Raw genomic sequence first — 18014 nt, forward strand, 5'->3', positions numbered from 1 at the left:
CCCACCCGAAGACTCTCCTTGTGCGACCGGAGGACCCCACTCTGTACGTCCTGTACATTTTCTACAGAGAGCTCTCTGCCGGAGACGGCTCTGCCGCGAGGAGGGGTATGCCATGACCCGACCGTCCGCCCGCTATGTCCTGCCGGAGTTCACCGAGCGCACGAGCGCCGGCCAGCGGACGCTCGACCCGTACTCGAGGCTGCTGGAGGAGAGGATCGTCTTCCTCGGCACATCGATCGACGACACGGCGGCCAACGACGTGATGGCGCAGTTCATGCACCTCGAGCACCACGATCCGGACCGGGACATCTCGCTGTACGTGAACTCCCCCGGCGGCTCGTTCAGCGCCATGGCGGCGATCTACGACACGATGCGCTACGTCGGCTGCGACGTGGAGACGATCTGCCTGGGGCAGGCCGGCTCGTCGGCGGCCTTGCTGGTCGCGGCCGGTACGCCGGGCAAGCGGTTCGCGCTGCCGGGCGCACGGATGGTGGTCCAGCAGCCGTCGCTGCCCGAGCCGGTGCAGGGGCAGCCGAGCGATCTCGTCATCCAGGCGGAGGAGTTGGGTCGGGTCCGGGTGCTGCTGGAAGGAATGCTCGTTCGGCACACCGGTCGTAGCGCGGAGCAGGTCCACGAGGACCTCGAACGGGATCTGATCCTGGACGCCCCGGGCGCGCTGGCGTATGGACTGGTGGACGGCATCATCCCCAGCCGCAAGGCCTCCCGCCGCACGCCCGACGCGGGGTGAGCGGCCGATGCTGCCACCGGAACTCCCGCCGCTGCCCGCCCTGACCCGCGCCGAGGGCGAGTTGATCGACCGTTACCTGGAAGTGGTCGACCTGCTGGGCCGGATCAATCCGGCGTCGGACGGGGACACGTATCGCGGGCTGCGGGCGGCCCAGGCGCTGGTGCGCAAGGCGGCGGAGCTGCAGGACGCGCTGGCGACGATGCATCAGCGGGGCGAGACGGAGCTGCATGCGGCCACGCTGGCACGGGCATTGCGGGTCCTGGACGGTGAGCGCCGCACGGCGCGGGTGTCTTTGCCGCCGCCCTGACGCATGGGCCGGCGCGGGCGTCCGGGACCGGGGTGCCGCACACTCGACGACCGGACACCCCGGCCCGAGTTGAAACGACCCAAACGACGTACCCCTGTTCGGCGTAGAAAAGCATTTTTTTTCGGCGTCGCGCGGGATGCGCGGGGCGCCCGCCGAGGGGCTCGGCGAGGTGCTCCCGCGCTGGTCCGAGGGCTCGTCAACTCCTGGACGAGGGTGCGAACAAGGCACCGTGGACCCGAACGGGCGAATGGTGAGTAACACCACAAATCCCCGGTTCCTTTGGGATTTTCGGACACGCGTGAGTGAGGATCCCTGTCTGACGACAAGCCCCCGCCACAGCGGCGGGGCGGTCCGGGCGGACGCCGAGTCCTGCCGCCGCCCGGATGACCGGTCGACGGCAGTGGATCGGCAGGAGTGGAGGACCCAGGCAAGACGGGTCGCCGGAACGGACGTTCGTTCGTCTGAAGGTTCGTTCCGACCGGCCCTTGGGGTGAAGCCGCGGCAACGCGGCCGGGCTACTTCGCCAGTCCGAATCCGACAGGTCATCCTTCACAGGCGGCTGACGAAGGGTTGCGCATGACTGCGCTCAATCGTGTCCCGTCGCTGATGGTCCGGGCTGGTACGGCCTCGGCGCTCACCATCGCCGCCATGGGCGGCTCGATCGTGGTTCCGGGCGTGGCCACGGACGCCGCCGCCGCGACGAGGGCGACGGCGACGAAGGCACTCCGGATCGCGGCCTCGATGAAGGGCTCCCCGTACCAGTGGGGTGCCACCGGGCCGCGCAGGTTCGACTGTTCCGGGCTCACGCTCTACTCGTTCAAGAAGGCGGGCAAGAGGCTGCCGCGGACGGCCGCCCAGCAGTACAACAGAACGCGTCATATCTCGGCCAGGAACCGCAAGGCCGGTGACCTGGTGTTCTTCCACTATGGCTCGAGCGTCTACCACGTCGGCATCTATGCCGGGAAGGGAAGGATCTGGCACGCGCCGAAGTCCGGTGACGTGGTGAGGCTGCAGAAGATCTGGACGCGGAGCGTCTGGTACGGCCGCGTGAGCTGAACTGCCCGAGGGCTGACGGCCGCAGGCGTGCGGCCCCGCCCTCGGCGACCGACCCAGCAGGAGCCGGAGAGTCTCACGGCTCCTGCTGGGTCGCCGTCGTGAGGGGCTGGGCCGGGACTGTCCAGGGGAGTTCGATGGAGACGGTCTTGCCGCCCTCGCGCGTGGGACGGACGCGCAGTTTGCCGCCGCATTCCGCGGTGAGCCAGCGGATGATGACCATGCCGCGTCCATTGTCCTGCTGGACGGCGGCGGGCAGTCTCTTGGGGAAGCGGGGATGACTGTCCGTGACGCCGATGCGGAGGTGTTCGTCACGGATGAGCACCATGTCCACCGTGAAGGTGGGTGACTGACCGAGGGTGTGCTGTACGGCGTTGGTGGTGAGTTCGGAGACGATGAGCCGGATGGTGTCGGCGACTTCCGTGTCCGCAGGCAGGCCCCACTCCGCGAGGGTGCCGAGTACGTAGGAGCGGGCCGCGGAGACCGAGGCGGGATCGCTCGGCAGAGTTACGGATGCTTCCAGATGGTCTGCCATGGCGACGTTGTCCCTTTCCCACGGGACCGCAGTCCGACACGGAGCGGATGGTTCGAGTACGGTCCCGGACTGGTGCTTCGTCGTCAGACTGCCATCACCACGTCGGTCACGGTGGCGATCCACCAAGATATGCATATATCTGTCGCTCAAAGCGGTGAACTCTGCGACGGCAGAGCGTATTTGGGCGGCACGTAAGGAGTAATGCCGAGTAAGGAGTAGCGCATGCAGCACGGTCCCGCGGTGCGCCGCCGGAAGCTGGGCGCCGAACTGCGCTCCCTGCGCACCGGTGCGGGTCTCACGAGCGGTGAGGCGGCCCGGATGGTGGGGTGGCACCAGTCGAAAGTGAGCCGTATCGAGACGGGTGCGAGCGGCGCGAAAGCGGCCGATGTGCGGTTACTCCTGGACGCCTATGGTGTGGCGGACGGTCAACTGCGCGAGCTGCTGCTGGCGTTGGCGGGCTCGGAGAACGGCTACGGCCGTCACCACTGGTGGCACGCCTATCGCGGGGTGCTGCCGCCCGCCTACCGGGACTTCATCAGCCTGGAGTCGCAGGCCAGCGGGATGCGCACGCTTGAGACGCTGGTGGTACCGGGGCTGTTGCAGACGCCTGAGTACGCGCGGGCGGTGACCCGGGCGGCCGTGGGCGAGCCGGACAGCGCTGCGGACGACCGGCTGGACACGCTGGTGGAGGTGCGGCTGGCCCGGCAGGACGTGCTGCGGTCGAATCCGCCGCTGGAGCTGAGCGCCGTACTGGACGAGGCGGTGTTGCGAAGGGATGTCGGCGGTCCGGACGTCATGGCGCGGCAGCTGAAGCGGCTGATGGAGGCGGCGCGCCTGCCTCAAGTGCGGCTGCAGGTGCTGCCGTTCGCGGCCGGTGCGCATATCGGAATCACCGGACCTTTCGTTATCTTCTCATTTCCGAGCACATCTGATCTGGATGTGGTTGTTCTCGACCACTTGACGAGTAGCCTCTATCTGGAGCGGAAAGAAGACCTCCAGGCCTACTCAGAGGCCTTCAACACCCTTCAGATCCACGCCCTTTCACCCGAGGACTCGTTGGATTACATCGCCGGGATAGGTGACGGCGCGTAAGGAGGCACCATGACTGCACTGCCTCGGAACGTACCTTCCAGTACCGATCTGCACGGTGTGCGGTGGCTGCGCAGCAGCTACAGCACGGGAGCGAACAACTGCGTGGAGACGGCTCGGCCGCACTCCGGTCCGTGGACCGGGCTGCTCGCCGTGCGCGACTCCAAGGCACCTGCCGGACCCGCGCTGCTCTTCTCCCCCGAGAGCTGGGCGGGATTCCTCAACACGCTCCGCTGATCCTCTGCCGGACCGACCCACCGCCCCTTATTGATCAGTTTCCGCACAGGCGACGCACGGCCGTGTCACGCCGACTCATGGTCGCGTCTCGCCGATCACCCGTACAGCGCGCTCGATCTCGGACCCGGAGAGGTCCGCGCGGGCGGTCAGCCTGAGCCGTGAGATGCCGTCGGGCACGGAAGGAGGACGGAAGCAGCCCACGGCCAGGCCCGCCCTACGGCAGTCGGCCGCCCAGCGCACGGCCCCCTCCGGGGAGGGCGCCCGCACGGAGACCACCGCGGCGTCCGGACGTACGGCTTGAAGACCCGCGGCGGTCAGGCGTGCGTGCAGTTCGCCGGCCACATCGCGGGCGCGCGCCGCCCGTTCCGGCTCACGGCGCAGCAGCCTGAGCGCCGCCAGGGCCGCGCCAGCGGCGGCGGGCGCGAGTCCCGTGTCGAAAATGAACGTTCGTGCCGCGTTGACCAGGTGGTCGATCACCCGGGCCGGGCCGAGCACCGCACCGCCCTGGCTGCCCAGCGACTTGGACAGCGTGACCGTGACGACCACGTCGTCGGCGCCCGCGAGCCCGGCCGCGTACGGCGCTCCCCGGCCGCCGTCGCCCAGGACGCCGAGTCCGTGGGCGTCGTCGACGACCAGCCCCGCGCCGTGCTCGCGGCAGGCCGCGGCGAGCGCGGCCAGCGGGGCCGCGTCCCCGTCGACGGAGAACACCGTGTCGGAGACGGCGATCGCGGGTCCCTCGTGCGTGCCGAGCGCCTTGCGGATGGCGTCCGGATCGGCGTGCCCGACCACCTGGGTGGTGCCGCGAGCAAGGCGGCAGCCGTCGATCAGGGAGGCGTGGTTGCCGGCGTCGGAGACGATCAGCGAGCCGTGCGGCCCGAGCGCGGTGACGGCGGCGAGGTTGGCGGCGTATCCGGAGGAGAAGACCAGGGCCGCCTCGAAGCCGCAGAATTCGGCCAGCTCGCGCTCCAGCTCGGTGTGGAGTTCGGTGGTGCCGGTGACCAGCCGGGAGCCCGTCGAGCCGCCGCCCCAGGTCCGTGCCGCCCCGGCCGCGCCCTCCGTGACGTCGGGATGGTGGGACAGGCCCAGGTAGTCGTTGCTCGCCAGGTCGAGGAGCGGCCAGGCGGCGGGGCGGGGGCGCAGGGTCCGTACCAGTCCGGCGCGGCGGCGTTGCTCCGCCTGGTCGTCGATCCAGCCGAACGCCATGTCTCCTCCGGGGAATTTGTAGGCAGTGGACAGACACTAGCCGGACGACCAGCCGCCCAGGGTGTGGCAATACCCACACGGTGAACCGTCTCCGTTGTGCAAACTCTCCTTGGCCCGGGGCGGTCCCGTAGGACAGGATCGGACCTCATGGACCTGCTGAACACGCTGGTGGACAAGGGGCTTCGGCGCGAGCTGCCGACCCGCGACGAAGCGCTCGCCGTTCTGGCCACCTCCGACGACGACGTGCTCGATGTGGTGGCCGCGGCCGGCAAGGTGCGCCGGCACTGGTTCGGCCGGCGCGTGAAACTGAACTACCTGGTGAACCTCAAGTCCGGCTTGTGCCCCGAGGACTGCTCCTACTGCTCCCAGCGGCTGGGCTCCAACGCCGACATCCTGAAGTACACCTGGCTCAAGCCCGACCAGGCCTCCGAGGCGGCCGCCGCGGGCCTGGCCGGTGGCGCCAAGCGGGTCTGTCTGGTCGCCAGCGGGCGGGGTCCGACGGACCGTGACGTGGACCGGGTCTCGGACACGATCAGGGCGATCAAGGAGGGCAACGAGGGCGTCGAGGTGTGCGCCTGTCTGGGGCTGCTCTCCGACGGTCAGGCCGAACGGCTGCGCGACGCGGGCGCGGACGCGTACAACCACAATCTCAACACCTCCGAGGGAACGTACGCGGACATCACGACGACGCACACGTACGCCGATCGGGTGGACACGGTCCAGAAGGCGCACGCGGCCGGTCTGTCCGCGTGCTCCGGTCTCATCGCCGGCATGGGCGAGAGCGACGAGGACCTGGTGGACGTGGTCTTCTCGCTGCGCGGCCTCGACCCGGACTCGGTGCCGGTGAACTTCCTGATCCCGTTCGAGGGCACCCCGCTCGCCAAGGAGTGGAACCTCACCCCGCAGCGCTGTCTGCGCATCCTGGCGATGGTCCGGTTCGTCTGTCCGGACGTCGAGGTGCGCATCGCGGGCGGACGTGAGGTGCATCTGCGCACCATGCAGCCCCTCGCGCTGCACCTCGCCAACTCGATCTTCCTGGGTGACTACCTCACCAGCGAGGGCCAGGCGGGCAGGGCCGATCTGGAGATGATCGCCGACGCCGGGTTCGAGGTGGAGGGCGCCGACCAGGTGACGCTGCCGCAGCACCGGGCAGCTGTCGGGGGCGGGTGCGGGTCGCACGCCGAGACGGGCTGCGGGTCGCACGAGGGCGCGGGCTGCGGCTCCCACGAGGGTGGCGGGGTCTGCGGTTCCGTCGCCGCGCAGCCGGTCCAGGAGCCGCGTACGGACCTCGTCGCGGTGCGCCGCCGGGGTGCCGGGACGGACCTCGCGCCCAATGCCTGACCTGAGCGTGCCGGAGCTGCTCGAGCTCGACCGGCGGCACGTGTGGCATCCGTACGGCCCGATGCCCGGGCGTGTGGAACCGCTCGTCGTGGAGTCGGCGAGCGGGGTCCGGCTGCGGCTCGCGGACGGCTCGGGCGAACTGGTCGACGGGATGTCGTCGTGGTGGTCGGCGATCCACGGCTACAACCACCCGGTGCTCAACGAGGCCGCGCAGGGGCAGTTGGCACGGATGAGCCATGTGATGTTCGGCGGGCTCACGCACGAGCCCGCCGTGCGCCTGGTGAAGCACCTTGTCGACATGTCGCCCGACGGTCTCGAGCATGTGTTCCTCGCCGACTCCGGCTCGGTTTCGGTCGAGGTCGCGGTCAAGATGTGTCTGCAGTACTGGCGTTCGCTCGGCCGCCCGGGCAAACAACGCCTGCTGACCTGGCGGGGCGGCTATCACGGCGACACCTGGCAGCCGATGTCCGTGTGCGACCCCGAGGGCGGGATGCACGAGCTGTGGACCGGGGTGCTCCCGCGCCAGGTGTTCGCGGACGCGCCACCGGCCGAGTTCGAGGAGTCGTACGCCGAGCACCTGCGTGAGCTGATCGAGCGGCACGCGGACGAACTGGCCGCCGTGATCGTCGAACCGGTGGTGCAGGGCGCGGGCGGGATGCGGTTCCACTCCCCCGCCTATCTGCGGGTGCTGCGCGAGGCGTGCGACGCGCACGACGTGCTGCTGGTGTTCGACGAGATCGCGACCGGGTTCGGGCGGACCGGCGCGCTGTTCGCGGCGGACCACGCGGCCGTCACGCCGGACGTGATGTGCGTGGGCAAGGCGCTGACCGGCGGCTATCTGACCATGGCGGCCACGCTGTGCACTGCGCGGGTGGCCGACGGGATCTCGCGGGGCGAGGTGCCGGTGCTGGCCCACGGCCCGACGTTCATGGGCAATCCGCTGGCGGCGGCCGTGGCCTGCGCGTCGGTCGAGTTGCTGCTCGGGCAGGACTGGCCGGCCGAGGTCAAGCGGATCGAGTCGGGCCTGCGGGACGGCCTCGCCCCGGCCGCCGGCCTGCCGGGCGTGAAGGACGTTCGGGTCCTCGGGGCCATCGGAGTCGTGCAACTCGACCACGAGGTGGACATGGCGGCGGCCACCGGGGCGGCGGTGCGCGAGGGCGTGTGGCTGAGGCCGTTCCGCGACCTCGTCTACACGATGCCGCCGTACGTCACCGGGGACGCGGACGTGGCCCGGATCGCGCGCGCGGTGTGCGCGGCGGCGCGGGAGGGTTGAGATGCCGGTCCTGGTGATCACGGGTACGGGCACGGAGGTCGGCAAGACGGTCACGACGGCGGCGGTGGCCGCCGCCGCGGTCGCGGCCGGCCGGTCGGTGGCCGTGCTGAAGGCCGCGCAGACGGGTGTGGGCCCGGACGAGCGCGGGGACGCCGACGAGGTCGCGCGGCTCGCGGGCGCGGTGGCGGCTGCCGAAGTGGCGCGTTTCCCGGAGCCGTTGGCGCCGGGTACGGCGGCCCGTCGGGCGGGTCTGGCTCCGGTGCGTCCGCAGGAGGTGGCCGAGGCCGCCGCCAAGCTGGCCACCGAGCACGATCTGGTACTGGTGGAGGGCGCGGGCGGGCTGCTCGTGCGGTTCGACGCGGCGGGCGGGACGCTGGCGGACGCGGCCCGGCTGCTGAACGCGCCGGTGCTGGTGGTCGCGTCAGCGGGCCTGGGCACGTTGAACACCACGGAGCTGACGGCGCGTGAACTGCGTGCGCGAGGCCTGGAGTTGCTGGGCGTGGTGATCGGCAGCTGGCCGGGCTCGCCCGATCTGGCCTCGCGGTGCAATGTGGCGGATCTGCCGGAGGTGGCGTGCGCGCCCCTGCTCGGCGCGCTGCCTGCCGGAGCCGGGGCGCTGCCGCCCGCGGATTTCCGCACGACGGCGCCGAGTTGGCTGGCGCCGCGGCTGTACGGGACGTGGGACGCGGAGTCGTTCCGGGCACGGGAGGCGCCGTGAGGCGGGTTCGCTGAGGCGGGGCCCGGCCGGACCGATGAGAACCGTGCGTCCGACGGGTCTGACCGGCATACGACCTGCACAGAACGGACGTGATGACCGTGTCGATCAACTCCGCCTACGCCAAGGTCAACGGCCTGGAGATGTACTACGAGGTCCACGGCGCCGGTCATGAGGGCCGGCGCCCGCTGGTGCTGCTGCACGGTGGCGTCCTCACCGTCGGCCTGGCCTTCGGCGCCGTGCTGCCCGCCCTCGCCGCCGACCGGCGCGTCGTCGCACCCGAGCTCCAGGGCCACGGACACACCGCCGACACCGGCCGTGACATGACGGTGCCGAACCTGGCCTCCGACGTGGTGGCGCTGCTCGACGAACTGGGCATCGAGCAGGCCGACTTCCTGGGCTACAGCCTCGGTGGGCTGACCGCGCTGGAGATCGCGGTCCGCTGTCCCGAGCGGGTCGGGCGGCTCGTGCTCGCCGCTGCCCAGTACGCCCAGGACGGCGTCCACGACGACGTCCGTACCCCCGACTTCACCTCCCCGCGGCTGCCCAGCCGGGCCGACTTCCAGGAGATGGCGGACGCGTACGCGGCGTCGGCCCCGCATCCCGAGCGCTTCCAGGAGCTCCTCGCCAAGTGCACGGCGGCGGCAAACGCTCCGCTGCCCTGGACCGCGGACGACCTGCGGGGGCTGCGGACGCCGACGCTGCTGGTCGTCGGCGACACCGACTTCGTACGCGTCGAGCACGCCGCCGAGATGCAGCGGCTGATTCCAGGGGCGCGGCTGGCCGTCCTGCCGGCCACCACGCACATGGCCCTCATGCGGCGGACGTCCCTGCTGCTGCCGCTCCTGAGCGAGTTCCTGGACTGAGCGGCGGGGCCGGAGCCTGCGGTACGCCGCGTCGGTCAGGTGCCGCCCATGCCGAACGCGTCGTGGACCGGCCGCACTTCGACGGCCACGACGTGGAAATCGAGGATTCGTTCGGCGATCTCACGGGCCCGTTCCGGACTCGCGCAGTCGATCACGTAGTAGGCGGTCAGCTGTTCGGTCGCCTCGATGAACGGCCCGTCCGCCGTGGCGACTCCATCGCCGTGCCACCGCAGGGTCGTGGTGTCCCTCGGGTGGGCCAGCCCGGCTCCGTTCAGCATCTCGCCCGAGTCCGCCAGGGCCTGGTGAAGTGCGTCGTGTCGTTGGAACACCTCGGCCCGCTCCTGTGCCGTCATGGCTTCGGTCGCCGCGGGATCGGCGTACATCAGCACCAGGTATTTCATGCCCCGATCCTCGCACCGGAGCCCGGAACCGTAGCGGGAACGGCATGCCGGGGGTGCGAAGGGCGCTCGCGGGGGGACAATCCCCGTAGGCCCGTCGTGTCCGGGAGGTTCGTCATGCGGCTGCTGTCCGCACGCTCCGACAAGGTGGCTCGGGATCCCGTGCACCACCCACTGTTCGCCCGCTACTACGCCCGCTTCAGTGTGAGCGCGGAGACCAAGCTGGGCATGGCCGGGATACGCGAGCGGCTGCTCGCGGGACTGTCCGGGCGGGTGATCGAGATCGGCGCGGGCAACGGGCTGAACTTCGCCCATTATCCGGGCACGGTGTCGGAGGTCGTCGCGATCGAACCGGAGTCACTGCTGCGGCAGTTGGCCGTCGAGGCGGCACGAAGGTCGGCGGTGCCGGTCGATGTGGCGCCCGGTGCGGCCGAGGCGCTGCCGGTGAAGAGCGAGGCGTTCGACGCGGTCGTGTTGTCGCTGGTGCTGTGCAGTGTCCGGGACGTGCGGCGCGCGCTCGGCGAGGTACGGCGTGTGCTGCGGCCCGGCGGTGAGGTGCGGTTCTTCGAGCACGGCCGGGGCGGCGGACCGGCGATGGCATTCACCCAGCGCGCCCTGGACCGGACCTTCTGGCCCCTCCTGACCGGCGGCTGCCACGTGGCCCGCGAACCGATCGAGGAGCTTCGGGAGGCCGGCTTCGAACTCGGGCCGTACCGGCGGGTGTTGATGCCGGACAAGGGCCCGGCGCTGCCCACCTCGTACTGCGTGCTGGGCACGGCGTGGCGGCCGAGGCCCGAGGATCCGGCGGCGGAGCTGTGATCACAGGGTGGTCCACTGCCGCAGTTCGCGCGCGATGTCGTGCACCGAGGCCTGGCCGGTCTTGACGAGCCGGGCCAGATCGCGGACCTGTTCCGGCGAGGTGACGACCTTGGCGCCGCTCGCGACCAGATAGGCGTAGGCGACCGCGGAGGCGAACAGGGCGTTGGAGCGTTCCAGCGCCGGTACGTGGATCAGCAGTTGGAGCAGCGAGGCAGCGCGGGCGTGCGGGGTGTCGTACACGGGGACGTCGAATATCTCGGCCTGATGGCGGGCCACGGCGGCGACCAGGGCGCCCCAGTCGGCGATCTGGGGATCTCCGGGCGTCTTGTCCTCGGCCAGCATCAGCAGCCAGGCGAGATCGATGCTGAGGTTGTTCAACGGATCAGTGCCGGCCTTCGTCCGAAGACGTCATCGGGGCTTCGTGCGAAGTCGTTGCGCCGGCATCGCGCGAAGGCGTCACGCGGCCTTCGCCGAACTCGTCGGCGAACACGGACTCGTACTGTTTCATGAAGTCGGCGGCGGCTTCCACGAAGGTGCGGCCCGCTTCTCCGGTGTCCTGTCTGACCAGCTCTTCTATGTAGCGGTTGACGCTCATGCCGCGGGCCAGGGCGCGTTCGCGGGCGGCTTTGGCCGTGCCCTCGTCGACGCGCACGTTCAGCTGGGTCTTCGCCATACCTCGAAGCTAGCGCCGGGACGCTAGCAACGGCAAGGCCTCCGCCCATGGGTGGAGCGTGCCCCTTACACGCGTATCAGGGGCCCGACCTGCGGTGGAGACCACCTCGGCCCCAAGGGGGATACCAGCTGTGCGGCGGGTCACACTACGCTCGGCCGGGACGGGGGAGTCAGGACGTGAAGCCGACTGGGGAGGGGCCTTGTCCACAACTGCTGCGGAGCACGCGCCGGGGGCGGCGCAGGCCAACGGGATCGCAGCCCGCGCGCGCGGGCTGACCAAGGCGTACGGCGCGGGCGAGACGGCGGTGCTCGCGCTGGACTCGGTGGACGTGGACATCGCGCGCGGCCGCTTCACCGCGGTCATGGGGCCCTCGGGTTCCGGGAAGTCGACGCTGATGCACTGTCTGGCGGGGCTCGACACCGTTTCGGCCGGTCAGGTGTGGCTCGGCGACACGGAGATCACAGGGCTGAAGGACCGTGAGCTGACTCGGCTGCGGCGGGACCGGATCGGTTTCATGTTCCAGTCGTTCAACCTCATCCCGACGCTGAACGCGGCCGAGAACATCACGCTGCCCATGGACATCGCGGGCAAGAAGCCCGACGAGAAGTGGCTGGACCAGGTCATCGACACGCTCGGGCTGCGGGACCGGTTGAAGCACCGGCCGGCGCAGTTGTCCGGCGGCCAGCAGCAGCGCGTGGCGTGCGCGCGTGCGCTGGCCTCCCGGCCGGAGCTGATCTTCGCCGACGAGCCTACGGGCAACCTCGACTCGCGCGCGGGGCTCGAAGTGCTCGGGTTCCTGCGGGACGCGGTGGACCAACTCGGACAGACCGTCGTCATGGTGACCCACGACCCGGGCGCCGCCGCCCACTCCGACCTGGTCCTCTTCCTCGCCGACGGGCGGATCGTGGACCGGATGGAACGGCCGACGGCGGAGGCCGTGCTGGAGCGCATGCGCCTTTTTTCTGGGGCGAACCCCCAGACCCCCGGATTCGACGTGGTGCGCGGGGCGTTCGACGCCGATCTGGCAGGGACCGACGGCGCGAGCGCCGCCGAGGAGGCGTGAGCCCGTGCTGAAGGCGACTCTGCGGAGCTTCCTCGCCCACAAGGGGCGGCTGATGCTGTCCGCGCTGGCCGTCGTCCTGTCCGTGGCGTTCGTCGCGGGCAGCCTGATCTTCTCCGACACGGTCAGCCGCACCTTCGACCGGCTCTTCGCCTCCACCGCCGCCGATGTGACGGTGGAGGCGAAGCAGGACCTCAAGTCGTCCGTGCCGACGGGCGCGGTCCAGACGGTCCCCGCCTCGCTCAGGGACCAGGCCGCCCGGGTCGACGGGGTCGCGGAGACCCACGCGGACGTGTCCGTCGAGAACATCGTGGTCGTCGACAGCGACAACAAGTCCGTCGGCCCGACGACCGGCGCCCCGACCATCGCCACCTCCTGGTACGTCACCGACCGCAGCCCGGTGAAGCTGACCTCCGGCCACGCCCCGCACGGCGCGGGCGAGGCGCTGCTGGACGCCGACACCGCCGACAAGAAGCACATCCGGATCGGCGACACGCTGACGGTGCAGGCGCAGCCCGGCACGTTCCGGGTGGAGATCGTCGGCATCGCCACGTTCACCACCACCAACCCGGGCGCGGCCCTCGTCTTCCTGGACCCCGCCGTCGCCGCCGAGAAGCTGCTCGGCTCCGCGGACCGGGCCACCAGCATCTCGGTGGACGCCGCGCCGGGTGTGAGCGACGCGGCGCTGAAGGCCCGTGTCGGCGAGGCGATCGGCACCGGCCCGTACGACCTCAAGACCGCCGACGAGCAGGCCAAGTCGGACGCCGCGGACCTCGGCGGCTTCCTCGACGTCATCAAGTACGTGATGCTCGGTTTCGCCGGCATCGCGGTGCTGGTCGGTGTGTTCCTGATCGTCAACACGTTCTCCATGCTGATCGCGCAGCGCACGCGTGAACTGGGTCTGCTGCGCGCCCTGGGCGCGGACCGGCGGCAGGTGCGGCGATCCGTGCTGACGGAAGCCGTGCTGCTCGGCGTGGTCGGCTCGACGCTCGGCCTGGCGGCCGGGATCGGGCTGGCGTTCGGGCTGATCCGGCTGATGAGCTCGTTCGGCATGAACCTCAAGGCCACCGAGATGGTCATCGGGTGGCCGACGCCCGTCGCGTCGTACGTCGTGGGCGTGGGCGTCACCTTCGTCGCGGCGTACCTCCCGGCCCGGCGCGCGGCGACCGTCTCCCCCATGGCGGCGCTCGCGGACGCCGAGATCGCCGGTGTGGGGCGGCCCCTCAGGGGACGGGCGATCGTCGGATCGATCGTGGGCGCGGCGGGCGCGGCCGCGCTGGCCGGCTGCGCGCTGGCGACGAAGACATCCTCGGCGGCCTCGCTGCTGGGCCTCGGCGTCGTGCTCACACTCATCGCCACGGTGATCGCCGGCCCGCTGCTGGTCCGGCCCGTCATCCGCGTCCTCGGCGGAGCCTTCCCCGCGCTGTTCGGCTCGATCGGCCGGATGAGCCAGCGCAACGCCCTGCGCAACCCGCGCCGCACGGGCGCCACCGCGGCCGCACTCATGGTGGGCCTGGCCCTGGTCGGCGGGATGTCGGTGGCGAGCGCCTCCATGTCCAAGTCCTTCGACCAGCAGATCGACAAGACACTGGGTGCCGACTTCGTGATCCAGAACGGCAACTTCCTGCCGTTCACCCGGGAGATCACCGACAAGGTGCGCGCCACGGACGGCGTGGGCCTGGTGGTACGGCAGCGGTTCGCGCCCGTGGCCGTACGGCTGCCCGACGGCAAGCGGATCGAGACGACCGCCGCCGGGTACGACCCGCAGGTCGACGACGTCGCCCACATCACCTACAAGGCCGGTGACACGTCGGCGGCGCTCGCGGACGGCCGCCTGGGCATGGACGCGGGCTTCGCGAAGGACCACGGCGTGCGCCTGGGCAGCACGGTCCCGGTCGAGTTCCCGGGCGGCCGGAGCGCCGAGATGACGGTCGGCGCCCTCGCCGACCAGGGCGGCGGCGACGGGTTCGGCATGCAGGGTGGGCTCTTCTTCGGGATCGCGACGGTCGAGAAGTACGTCCCCGGCGGCCAGGACTCCTCGCTGTACGTCAACAGGGCGTCCGGCACCGGCGCCGACCAGCTGCGCTCGAGCCTGGAGAAGACCCTCGACGCGTATCCACAGGTGCAGGTGCGCGACCAGGCCGACTACAAGAAACTGGTCCACGACCAGATCGCGGTGCTGCTCTATCTCGTGTACGCCCTGCTCGGGCTGGCGATCGTCATCGCGGTACTCGGCGTGGTGAACACGCTTGCCCTGTCGGTTGTGGAGCGCACGCGCGAGATCGGGCTGCTGCGCGCGATCGGGCTCGCCCGGCGGCAACTGCGGCGGATGATCCGGCTTGAGTCGGTGGTGATCGCGGTGTTCGGCGCGGTCCTGGGGCTGGCGCTGGGCCTGGTGTGGGGCGTGTGCACCCAGCAGGTGCTCGCGCTGCAGGGCATGACGGCGCTCGCGATCCCGTGGGGCACGATCGTCGCGGTCGTGATCGGCTCGGCGGTCGTGGGCATCGTGGCGGCGCTGCTGCCGGCGCTGCGTGCGTCCCGCATGAATGTGCTGGCGGCGATCGCGCACGAGTGAGGCAATCGCGGCCGGTACTCACGAAGTCGCACTGAAGTATTCGCCGTCCGCATGCCGGAATTCCGGGCCAGGCCACGGCGGCCGTGATGGGCTCTCGCTCATGACTGAACTGCGCATACGGCCCGCCGGGCCCGAGGATCTCGACACCGTCTTGGACTTCTGGAAGACCGCCGCAGAGGGCACCAGCATCAGCGACGACCGGGACGGCGTGGAGCGGCTGGTCACACGCGATCCCGAGGCGCTGATCCTGGCCGAGCTGGACGGGGAGCTGGCCGGCACGGTGATCGCGGGCTTCGACGGCTGGCGCTGCCATCTGTACCGGCTCGCGGTGCACCCGCAGCGGCGGCGGCAGGGCATCGCCTCGGTGCTGCTGGCCGCCGCCGAGGAACGGTTCGTACGCCTCGGCGGGCGGCGCGGCGACGCGATGGTGCTGGTCCGCAACGCGCGGGCGCAGCATGCCTGGCGGGCGGCCGGGTACGTTCCCGAGGAGCACTGGCGGCGCTGGGTGAAGCCACTCACCGACTAGACGTTTTTGCCTGTCCTTTACTATGGGAGGCGTTCGATTTCCTTCGGTCTCCCGATGAAAGGTGTGAGCGTCCGCCCATGGGCGAGCCCCCCGGTCCGCGACATCGCGCGTTCCTCCCTGCCCTGCCCGATCATGGAACGGGGGTGACCCGATGACCGAAGTGCTCCTCCTGCTCGTGGCGATCCTGCTCTCCATCACCTGCGGTGCCTTCGTCGCCGCCGAGTTCTCGCTGACCACGGTGGAGCGCGGCGAGCTGGAGCGGGCCGCCGCACGCGGCGAGCGCGGCGCGCCGGGTGCCCTCAAGGCCGTACGGAGCCTGACGTTCCAGCTGTCCGGGGCGCAGCTCGGCATCACCGTCACCAACCTGGTGGTCGGCATGCTCTCCGAGCCGTCCATCGCCCGGCTCATCGCGGGCCCGCTGACGTCGCTCGGCCTCTCGTCCTCCGCGGCGAGTTCGATCGCGCTCGTCATCGGCACGGCCCTGTCCACGGTGTTCCTGATGGTCGTCGGCGAGCTGGTGCCCAAGAACTGGGCGATCTCCTCGCCCCTGGCCGTGGCCAAACGGGTGGGCAGTCCGCAGCGTTGGTTCAGCGCCGCCTTCCGGCCCTTCATCACGCACCTCAACAACACCGCGAACCGCGTGGTGCGACGGTTCGGAGTGGAGCCCGCCGAGGAGCTGGCCTCCGCGCGCGGCCCGCAGGAGCTGGCGGCGCTGGCCCGCCACTCCGCCCGGGAGGGCGCCCTGGAGGCGGACACCGCCGAACTGTTCGTACGGACGCTGAACCTCGCCGACCTCACCGCGGAGAACGTGATGACGCCACGCGTCCAGGTTGTCGCCCTGGATGTCCAGGCGACCTGCGAGGACGTGGCCAACGCGACCCGGGCGACCGGGCTGTCCCGGTTCCCGGTCTACCGCGGCAGCCTCGACTCGGTGGCCGGGATCGCCCACATCAAGGACATCCTGGCCGTGCACGCCGAGGACCGGCCCCGCACCAACGTCGCGCAGGTGATGCGCGAGCCGCTGCTGGTGCCCGAGTCCCTGACCGTGGACCGGCTGCTGGACCGGCTCGGCGGCAAGCGCACGATGGCCGTCGTCATCGACGAGTACGGCGGTACGGCGGGCGTCGCGACCCTGGAGGACATCGTCGAGGAGGTCGTCGGTGAGGTACGGGACGAGCACGACCCTCACGAGACGCCCGACCTCGCCCCGGCCGGCGCCGACGAGGAGGGCCGGGCGCTGTACTCGGCGGACGGCGCCGCCCGCACGGACCAGCTCGCGCGCGTGGGGCTGAGGGCGCCCGAGGGGCCGTACGAGACGCTGGCCGGGCTGGTCGCGACCGAGCTGGGCCGGATCCCCGCGGTCGGGGACAGCGTCGAGGTCGCCGGCTGGCGCCTCGACGTGGTGGACGCGTCCGGACGCCGGGCGGCGCGTGTGCTGCTGCACGCGCCTCTCGACCGCGAGGAGGCCGCCGGCCATGGGGAGGACGTGAAGTGACCGCCGTACAGCTGCTGATCGGCCTGGCGACGCTGGTCGTCAACGCCTTCTTCGTCGGCGCGGAGTTCGCCCTGATCTCGGTGCGCCGCTCCCAGATCGAGCCGTACGCCGAAGAGGGCGACCGGCGCGCGAAGAGCGTGCTGTGGGGTCTCAAGCACGTGTCCGCGCTGCTGGCTGCCGCCCAACTCGGCATCACGCTGTGCACGCTGGTGCTGGGTGTGGTCGCGGAACCCGCGATCGCGCATCTGCTGGAGCCGGTGTTCCACGCGGTGGGCGTGTCCACGAGTGCGGGTCACGCCGTGTCCTTCGTGATCGCGCTGGCGCTGGCCACCTATCTGCACATGCTGCTCGGCGAGATGGTGCCGAAGAACATCACGCTCGCCGAGCCGGTGCGCAGCGCGCTGCTGCTCGGACCGCCTCTGGTCGCGCTGTCCCGGGCGCTGCGCCCGGTGATCTTCACGGTCAACGCCTTCGCGAACGCGCTGCTCAAGCTGCTACGGGTCGAGGTGAGGGGCGAGGTCTCGGCGACGTTCTCGGACGCGGAGCTGGCGCAGATCGTGCGGGATGCCGGCAAGGCGGGCCTGATCGACGACCGGGCTCAGGAGCGGCTGCACGATGCGTTGGAGCTGGGCCGCCGGCCGGTGCAGGACGTGGTGGTCCCGTTGGAACGGGCGGTGTACGCGCGCGTGGGCGTCACTCCGGAGCAGTTGGAGCGGCTGTCGGCGGAGTCGGGGTTCTCCCGCTTCCCGGTGGTCGACGAGTCCCTCCGGATCGTCGGCTATCTGCACGTCAAGGACGCGCTGGACGCCTCGCCCCGGGACATGCCGTTCCGGCTGCGGGACATGCGGCCCATCGCGCGCGTGCGGGAGAGCACACCGCTGGACGACGTCCTCACCGCGATGCGGGGCAGCCGCACGCATCTGGCAGCCGTTCTCGGAGCCGACGGGCGGCTGGCCGGGGTGGTGACGATGGAGGACGTACTACGGGAGCTGTTCGGCCAGCACGCGTGAGCGGCGTCCGACGAGGGTGAGGCGACTGGCCGGCCGCGCCCGCTGCCGGGCGGGGGCGACCGGCTGTGTTCCTCCGCTCCGGGGCGGGCCG

At 71.0% G+C, this 18014-nt stretch carries 20 protein-coding genes and 1 riboswitch; of the genes, 15 read left to right on the forward strand and 5 right to left on the reverse strand.

The genetic code is table 11. The features are described 5' to 3' along the window. The first annotated feature begins 112 nt into the window (after positions 1-112). The 3 genes from ACFYXB_RS10240 (at position 113) to ACFYXB_RS10250 (ending at position 2111) form a co-directional block, all read left to right on the forward strand. Positions 113-748 (forward strand): ATP-dependent Clp protease proteolytic subunit, encoded by a 636-nt coding sequence (locus tag ACFYXB_RS10240; protein ID WP_389579914.1) that lies wholly within the window; start codon positions 113-115, stop codon positions 746-748. A gap of 7 nt (positions 749-755) precedes the next feature. Next, on the forward strand, positions 756-1055 hold the full coding sequence (locus tag ACFYXB_RS10245) for a hypothetical protein (protein WP_351352468.1): 300 nt from the start codon (positions 756-758) through the stop codon (positions 1053-1055). Positions 1056-1434: 379 nt separating this feature from the next. Beyond that, a riboswitch (cyclic di-AMP (ydaO/yuaA leader) is annotated at positions 1435-1629 on the forward strand. Between the two features lie 2 nt (positions 1630-1631). Continuing rightward, a complete protein-coding gene (locus ACFYXB_RS10250; protein WP_351352465.1) occupies positions 1632-2111 on the forward strand; it encodes a C40 family peptidase in 480 nt (159 codons plus the stop codon). 73 nt (positions 2112-2184) lie between these two features. On the opposite strand, the gene ACFYXB_RS10255 is transcribed toward ACFYXB_RS10250, so the two are convergent. Beyond that, positions 2185-2643 carry an ATP-binding protein gene (locus tag ACFYXB_RS10255; RefSeq protein WP_389579917.1) on the reverse strand — a complete coding sequence of 153 codons (459 nt, stop codon included), beginning with the start codon at positions 2641-2643 and terminating at the stop codon, positions 2185-2187. A 222-nt stretch (positions 2644-2865) separates the two neighbouring features. Between ACFYXB_RS10255 and ACFYXB_RS10260 the strand changes: the two genes are divergently transcribed. Together ACFYXB_RS10260 and ACFYXB_RS10265 are read left to right on the forward strand one after the other, a co-directional pair. Further along, positions 2866-3735 (forward strand): helix-turn-helix transcriptional regulator, encoded by an 870-nt coding sequence (locus tag ACFYXB_RS10260; protein ID WP_351352459.1) that lies wholly within the window; start codon positions 2866-2868, stop codon positions 3733-3735. A 9-nt stretch (positions 3736-3744) separates the two neighbouring features. Then, complete coding sequence (locus ACFYXB_RS10265) at positions 3745-3969, forward strand: DUF397 domain-containing protein (protein WP_351352456.1); 225 nt, start codon at positions 3745-3747, stop codon at positions 3967-3969. A 75-nt stretch (positions 3970-4044) separates the two neighbouring features. Here the strand turns inward: ACFYXB_RS10265 and ACFYXB_RS10270 are convergent, their stop codons facing one another. Continuing rightward, positions 4045-5172: an 8-amino-7-oxononanoate synthase gene (locus ACFYXB_RS10270; protein ID WP_389579922.1), complete on the reverse strand. Its 1128-nt coding sequence runs from the start codon at positions 5170-5172 to the stop codon at positions 4045-4047. Positions 5173-5319: 147 nt separating this feature from the next. Here ACFYXB_RS10270 and bioB point away from each other — a divergent pair, with 147 nt between their 5' ends. The 4 genes from bioB (at position 5320) to ACFYXB_RS10290 (ending at position 9367) form a co-directional block, all read left to right on the forward strand. Beyond that, the gene (gene bioB / locus ACFYXB_RS10275) at positions 5320-6513 is read left to right on the forward strand and encodes a biotin synthase BioB (protein WP_389579924.1); all 1194 of its coding nucleotides are present in this window, start codon (positions 5320-5322) and stop codon (positions 6511-6513) included. Next, entirely contained in the window at positions 6506-7786 is a 1281-nt protein-coding gene (locus ACFYXB_RS10280) for an adenosylmethionine--8-amino-7-oxononanoate transaminase (protein ID WP_389579927.1), read from the forward strand. Before bioB ends, ACFYXB_RS10280 begins: the two co-directional genes overlap by 8 nt. A gap of 1 nt (position 7787) precedes the next feature. Continuing rightward, complete coding sequence (bioD, locus tag ACFYXB_RS10285) at positions 7788-8504, forward strand: dethiobiotin synthase (RefSeq protein ID WP_389579929.1); 717 nt, start codon at positions 7788-7790, stop codon at positions 8502-8504. A gap of 92 nt (positions 8505-8596) precedes the next feature. Further along, positions 8597-9367 (forward strand): alpha/beta fold hydrolase, encoded by a 771-nt coding sequence (locus ACFYXB_RS10290; protein ID WP_389579931.1) that lies wholly within the window; start codon positions 8597-8599, stop codon positions 9365-9367. Between the two features lie 35 nt (positions 9368-9402). Here the strand turns inward: ACFYXB_RS10290 and ACFYXB_RS10295 are convergent, their stop codons facing one another. Then, on the reverse strand, positions 9403-9768 hold the full coding sequence (locus tag ACFYXB_RS10295; RefSeq protein WP_389579934.1) for a YciI family protein: 366 nt from the start codon (positions 9766-9768) through the stop codon (positions 9403-9405). 114 nt (positions 9769-9882) lie between these two features. Between ACFYXB_RS10295 and ACFYXB_RS10300 the strand changes: the two genes are divergently transcribed. After that, positions 9883-10584 carry a class I SAM-dependent methyltransferase gene (locus tag ACFYXB_RS10300; RefSeq protein WP_389579937.1) on the forward strand — a complete coding sequence of 234 codons (702 nt, stop codon included), beginning with the start codon at positions 9883-9885 and terminating at the stop codon, positions 10582-10584. Here the strand turns inward: ACFYXB_RS10300 and ACFYXB_RS10305 are convergent, their stop codons facing one another. Further along, entirely contained in the window at positions 10585-10962 is a 378-nt protein-coding gene (locus ACFYXB_RS10305) for a fic family toxin-antitoxin system, toxin component (RefSeq protein WP_389579940.1), read from the reverse strand. Between the two features lie 4 nt (positions 10963-10966). Then, entirely contained in the window at positions 10967-11257 is a 291-nt protein-coding gene (locus ACFYXB_RS10310) for a toxin-antitoxin system HicB family antitoxin (protein ID WP_351352429.1), read from the reverse strand. Between the two features lie 199 nt (positions 11258-11456). On the opposite strand from ACFYXB_RS10310, the gene ACFYXB_RS10315 reads away from it, so the two are divergent. The 5 genes from ACFYXB_RS10315 (at position 11457) to ACFYXB_RS10335 (ending at position 17923) form a co-directional block, all read left to right on the forward strand. Further along, positions 11457-12320 carry an ABC transporter ATP-binding protein gene (locus ACFYXB_RS10315; RefSeq protein ID WP_389579944.1) on the forward strand — a complete coding sequence of 288 codons (864 nt, stop codon included), beginning with the start codon at positions 11457-11459 and terminating at the stop codon, positions 12318-12320. A gap of 4 nt (positions 12321-12324) precedes the next feature. Further along, positions 12325-14892 carry an ABC transporter permease gene (locus ACFYXB_RS10320; RefSeq protein ID WP_389579947.1) on the forward strand — a complete coding sequence of 856 codons (2568 nt, stop codon included), beginning with the start codon at positions 12325-12327 and terminating at the stop codon, positions 14890-14892. 100 nt (positions 14893-14992) lie between these two features. Further along, positions 14993-15418 (forward strand): GNAT family N-acetyltransferase, encoded by a 426-nt coding sequence (locus ACFYXB_RS10325; RefSeq protein WP_351352420.1) that lies wholly within the window; start codon positions 14993-14995, stop codon positions 15416-15418. 151 nt (positions 15419-15569) lie between these two features. Beyond that, positions 15570-16913, forward strand: a complete 1344-nt coding sequence (locus ACFYXB_RS10330; protein WP_389579951.1) for a hemolysin family protein — start codon at positions 15570-15572, stop codon at positions 16911-16913. After that, positions 16910-17923 (forward strand): hemolysin family protein, encoded by a 1014-nt coding sequence (locus tag ACFYXB_RS10335; protein ID WP_389579953.1) that lies wholly within the window; start codon positions 16910-16912, stop codon positions 17921-17923. Before ACFYXB_RS10330 ends, ACFYXB_RS10335 begins: the two co-directional genes overlap by 4 nt. Positions 17924-18014: the final 91 nt, after the last annotated feature.

Origin of the sequence: Streptomyces sp. NPDC002619, assembly GCF_042889305.1 — a bacterium.
In the GTDB taxonomy this organism is placed as follows: domain Bacteria; phylum Actinomycetota; class Actinomycetes; order Streptomycetales; family Streptomycetaceae; genus Streptomyces.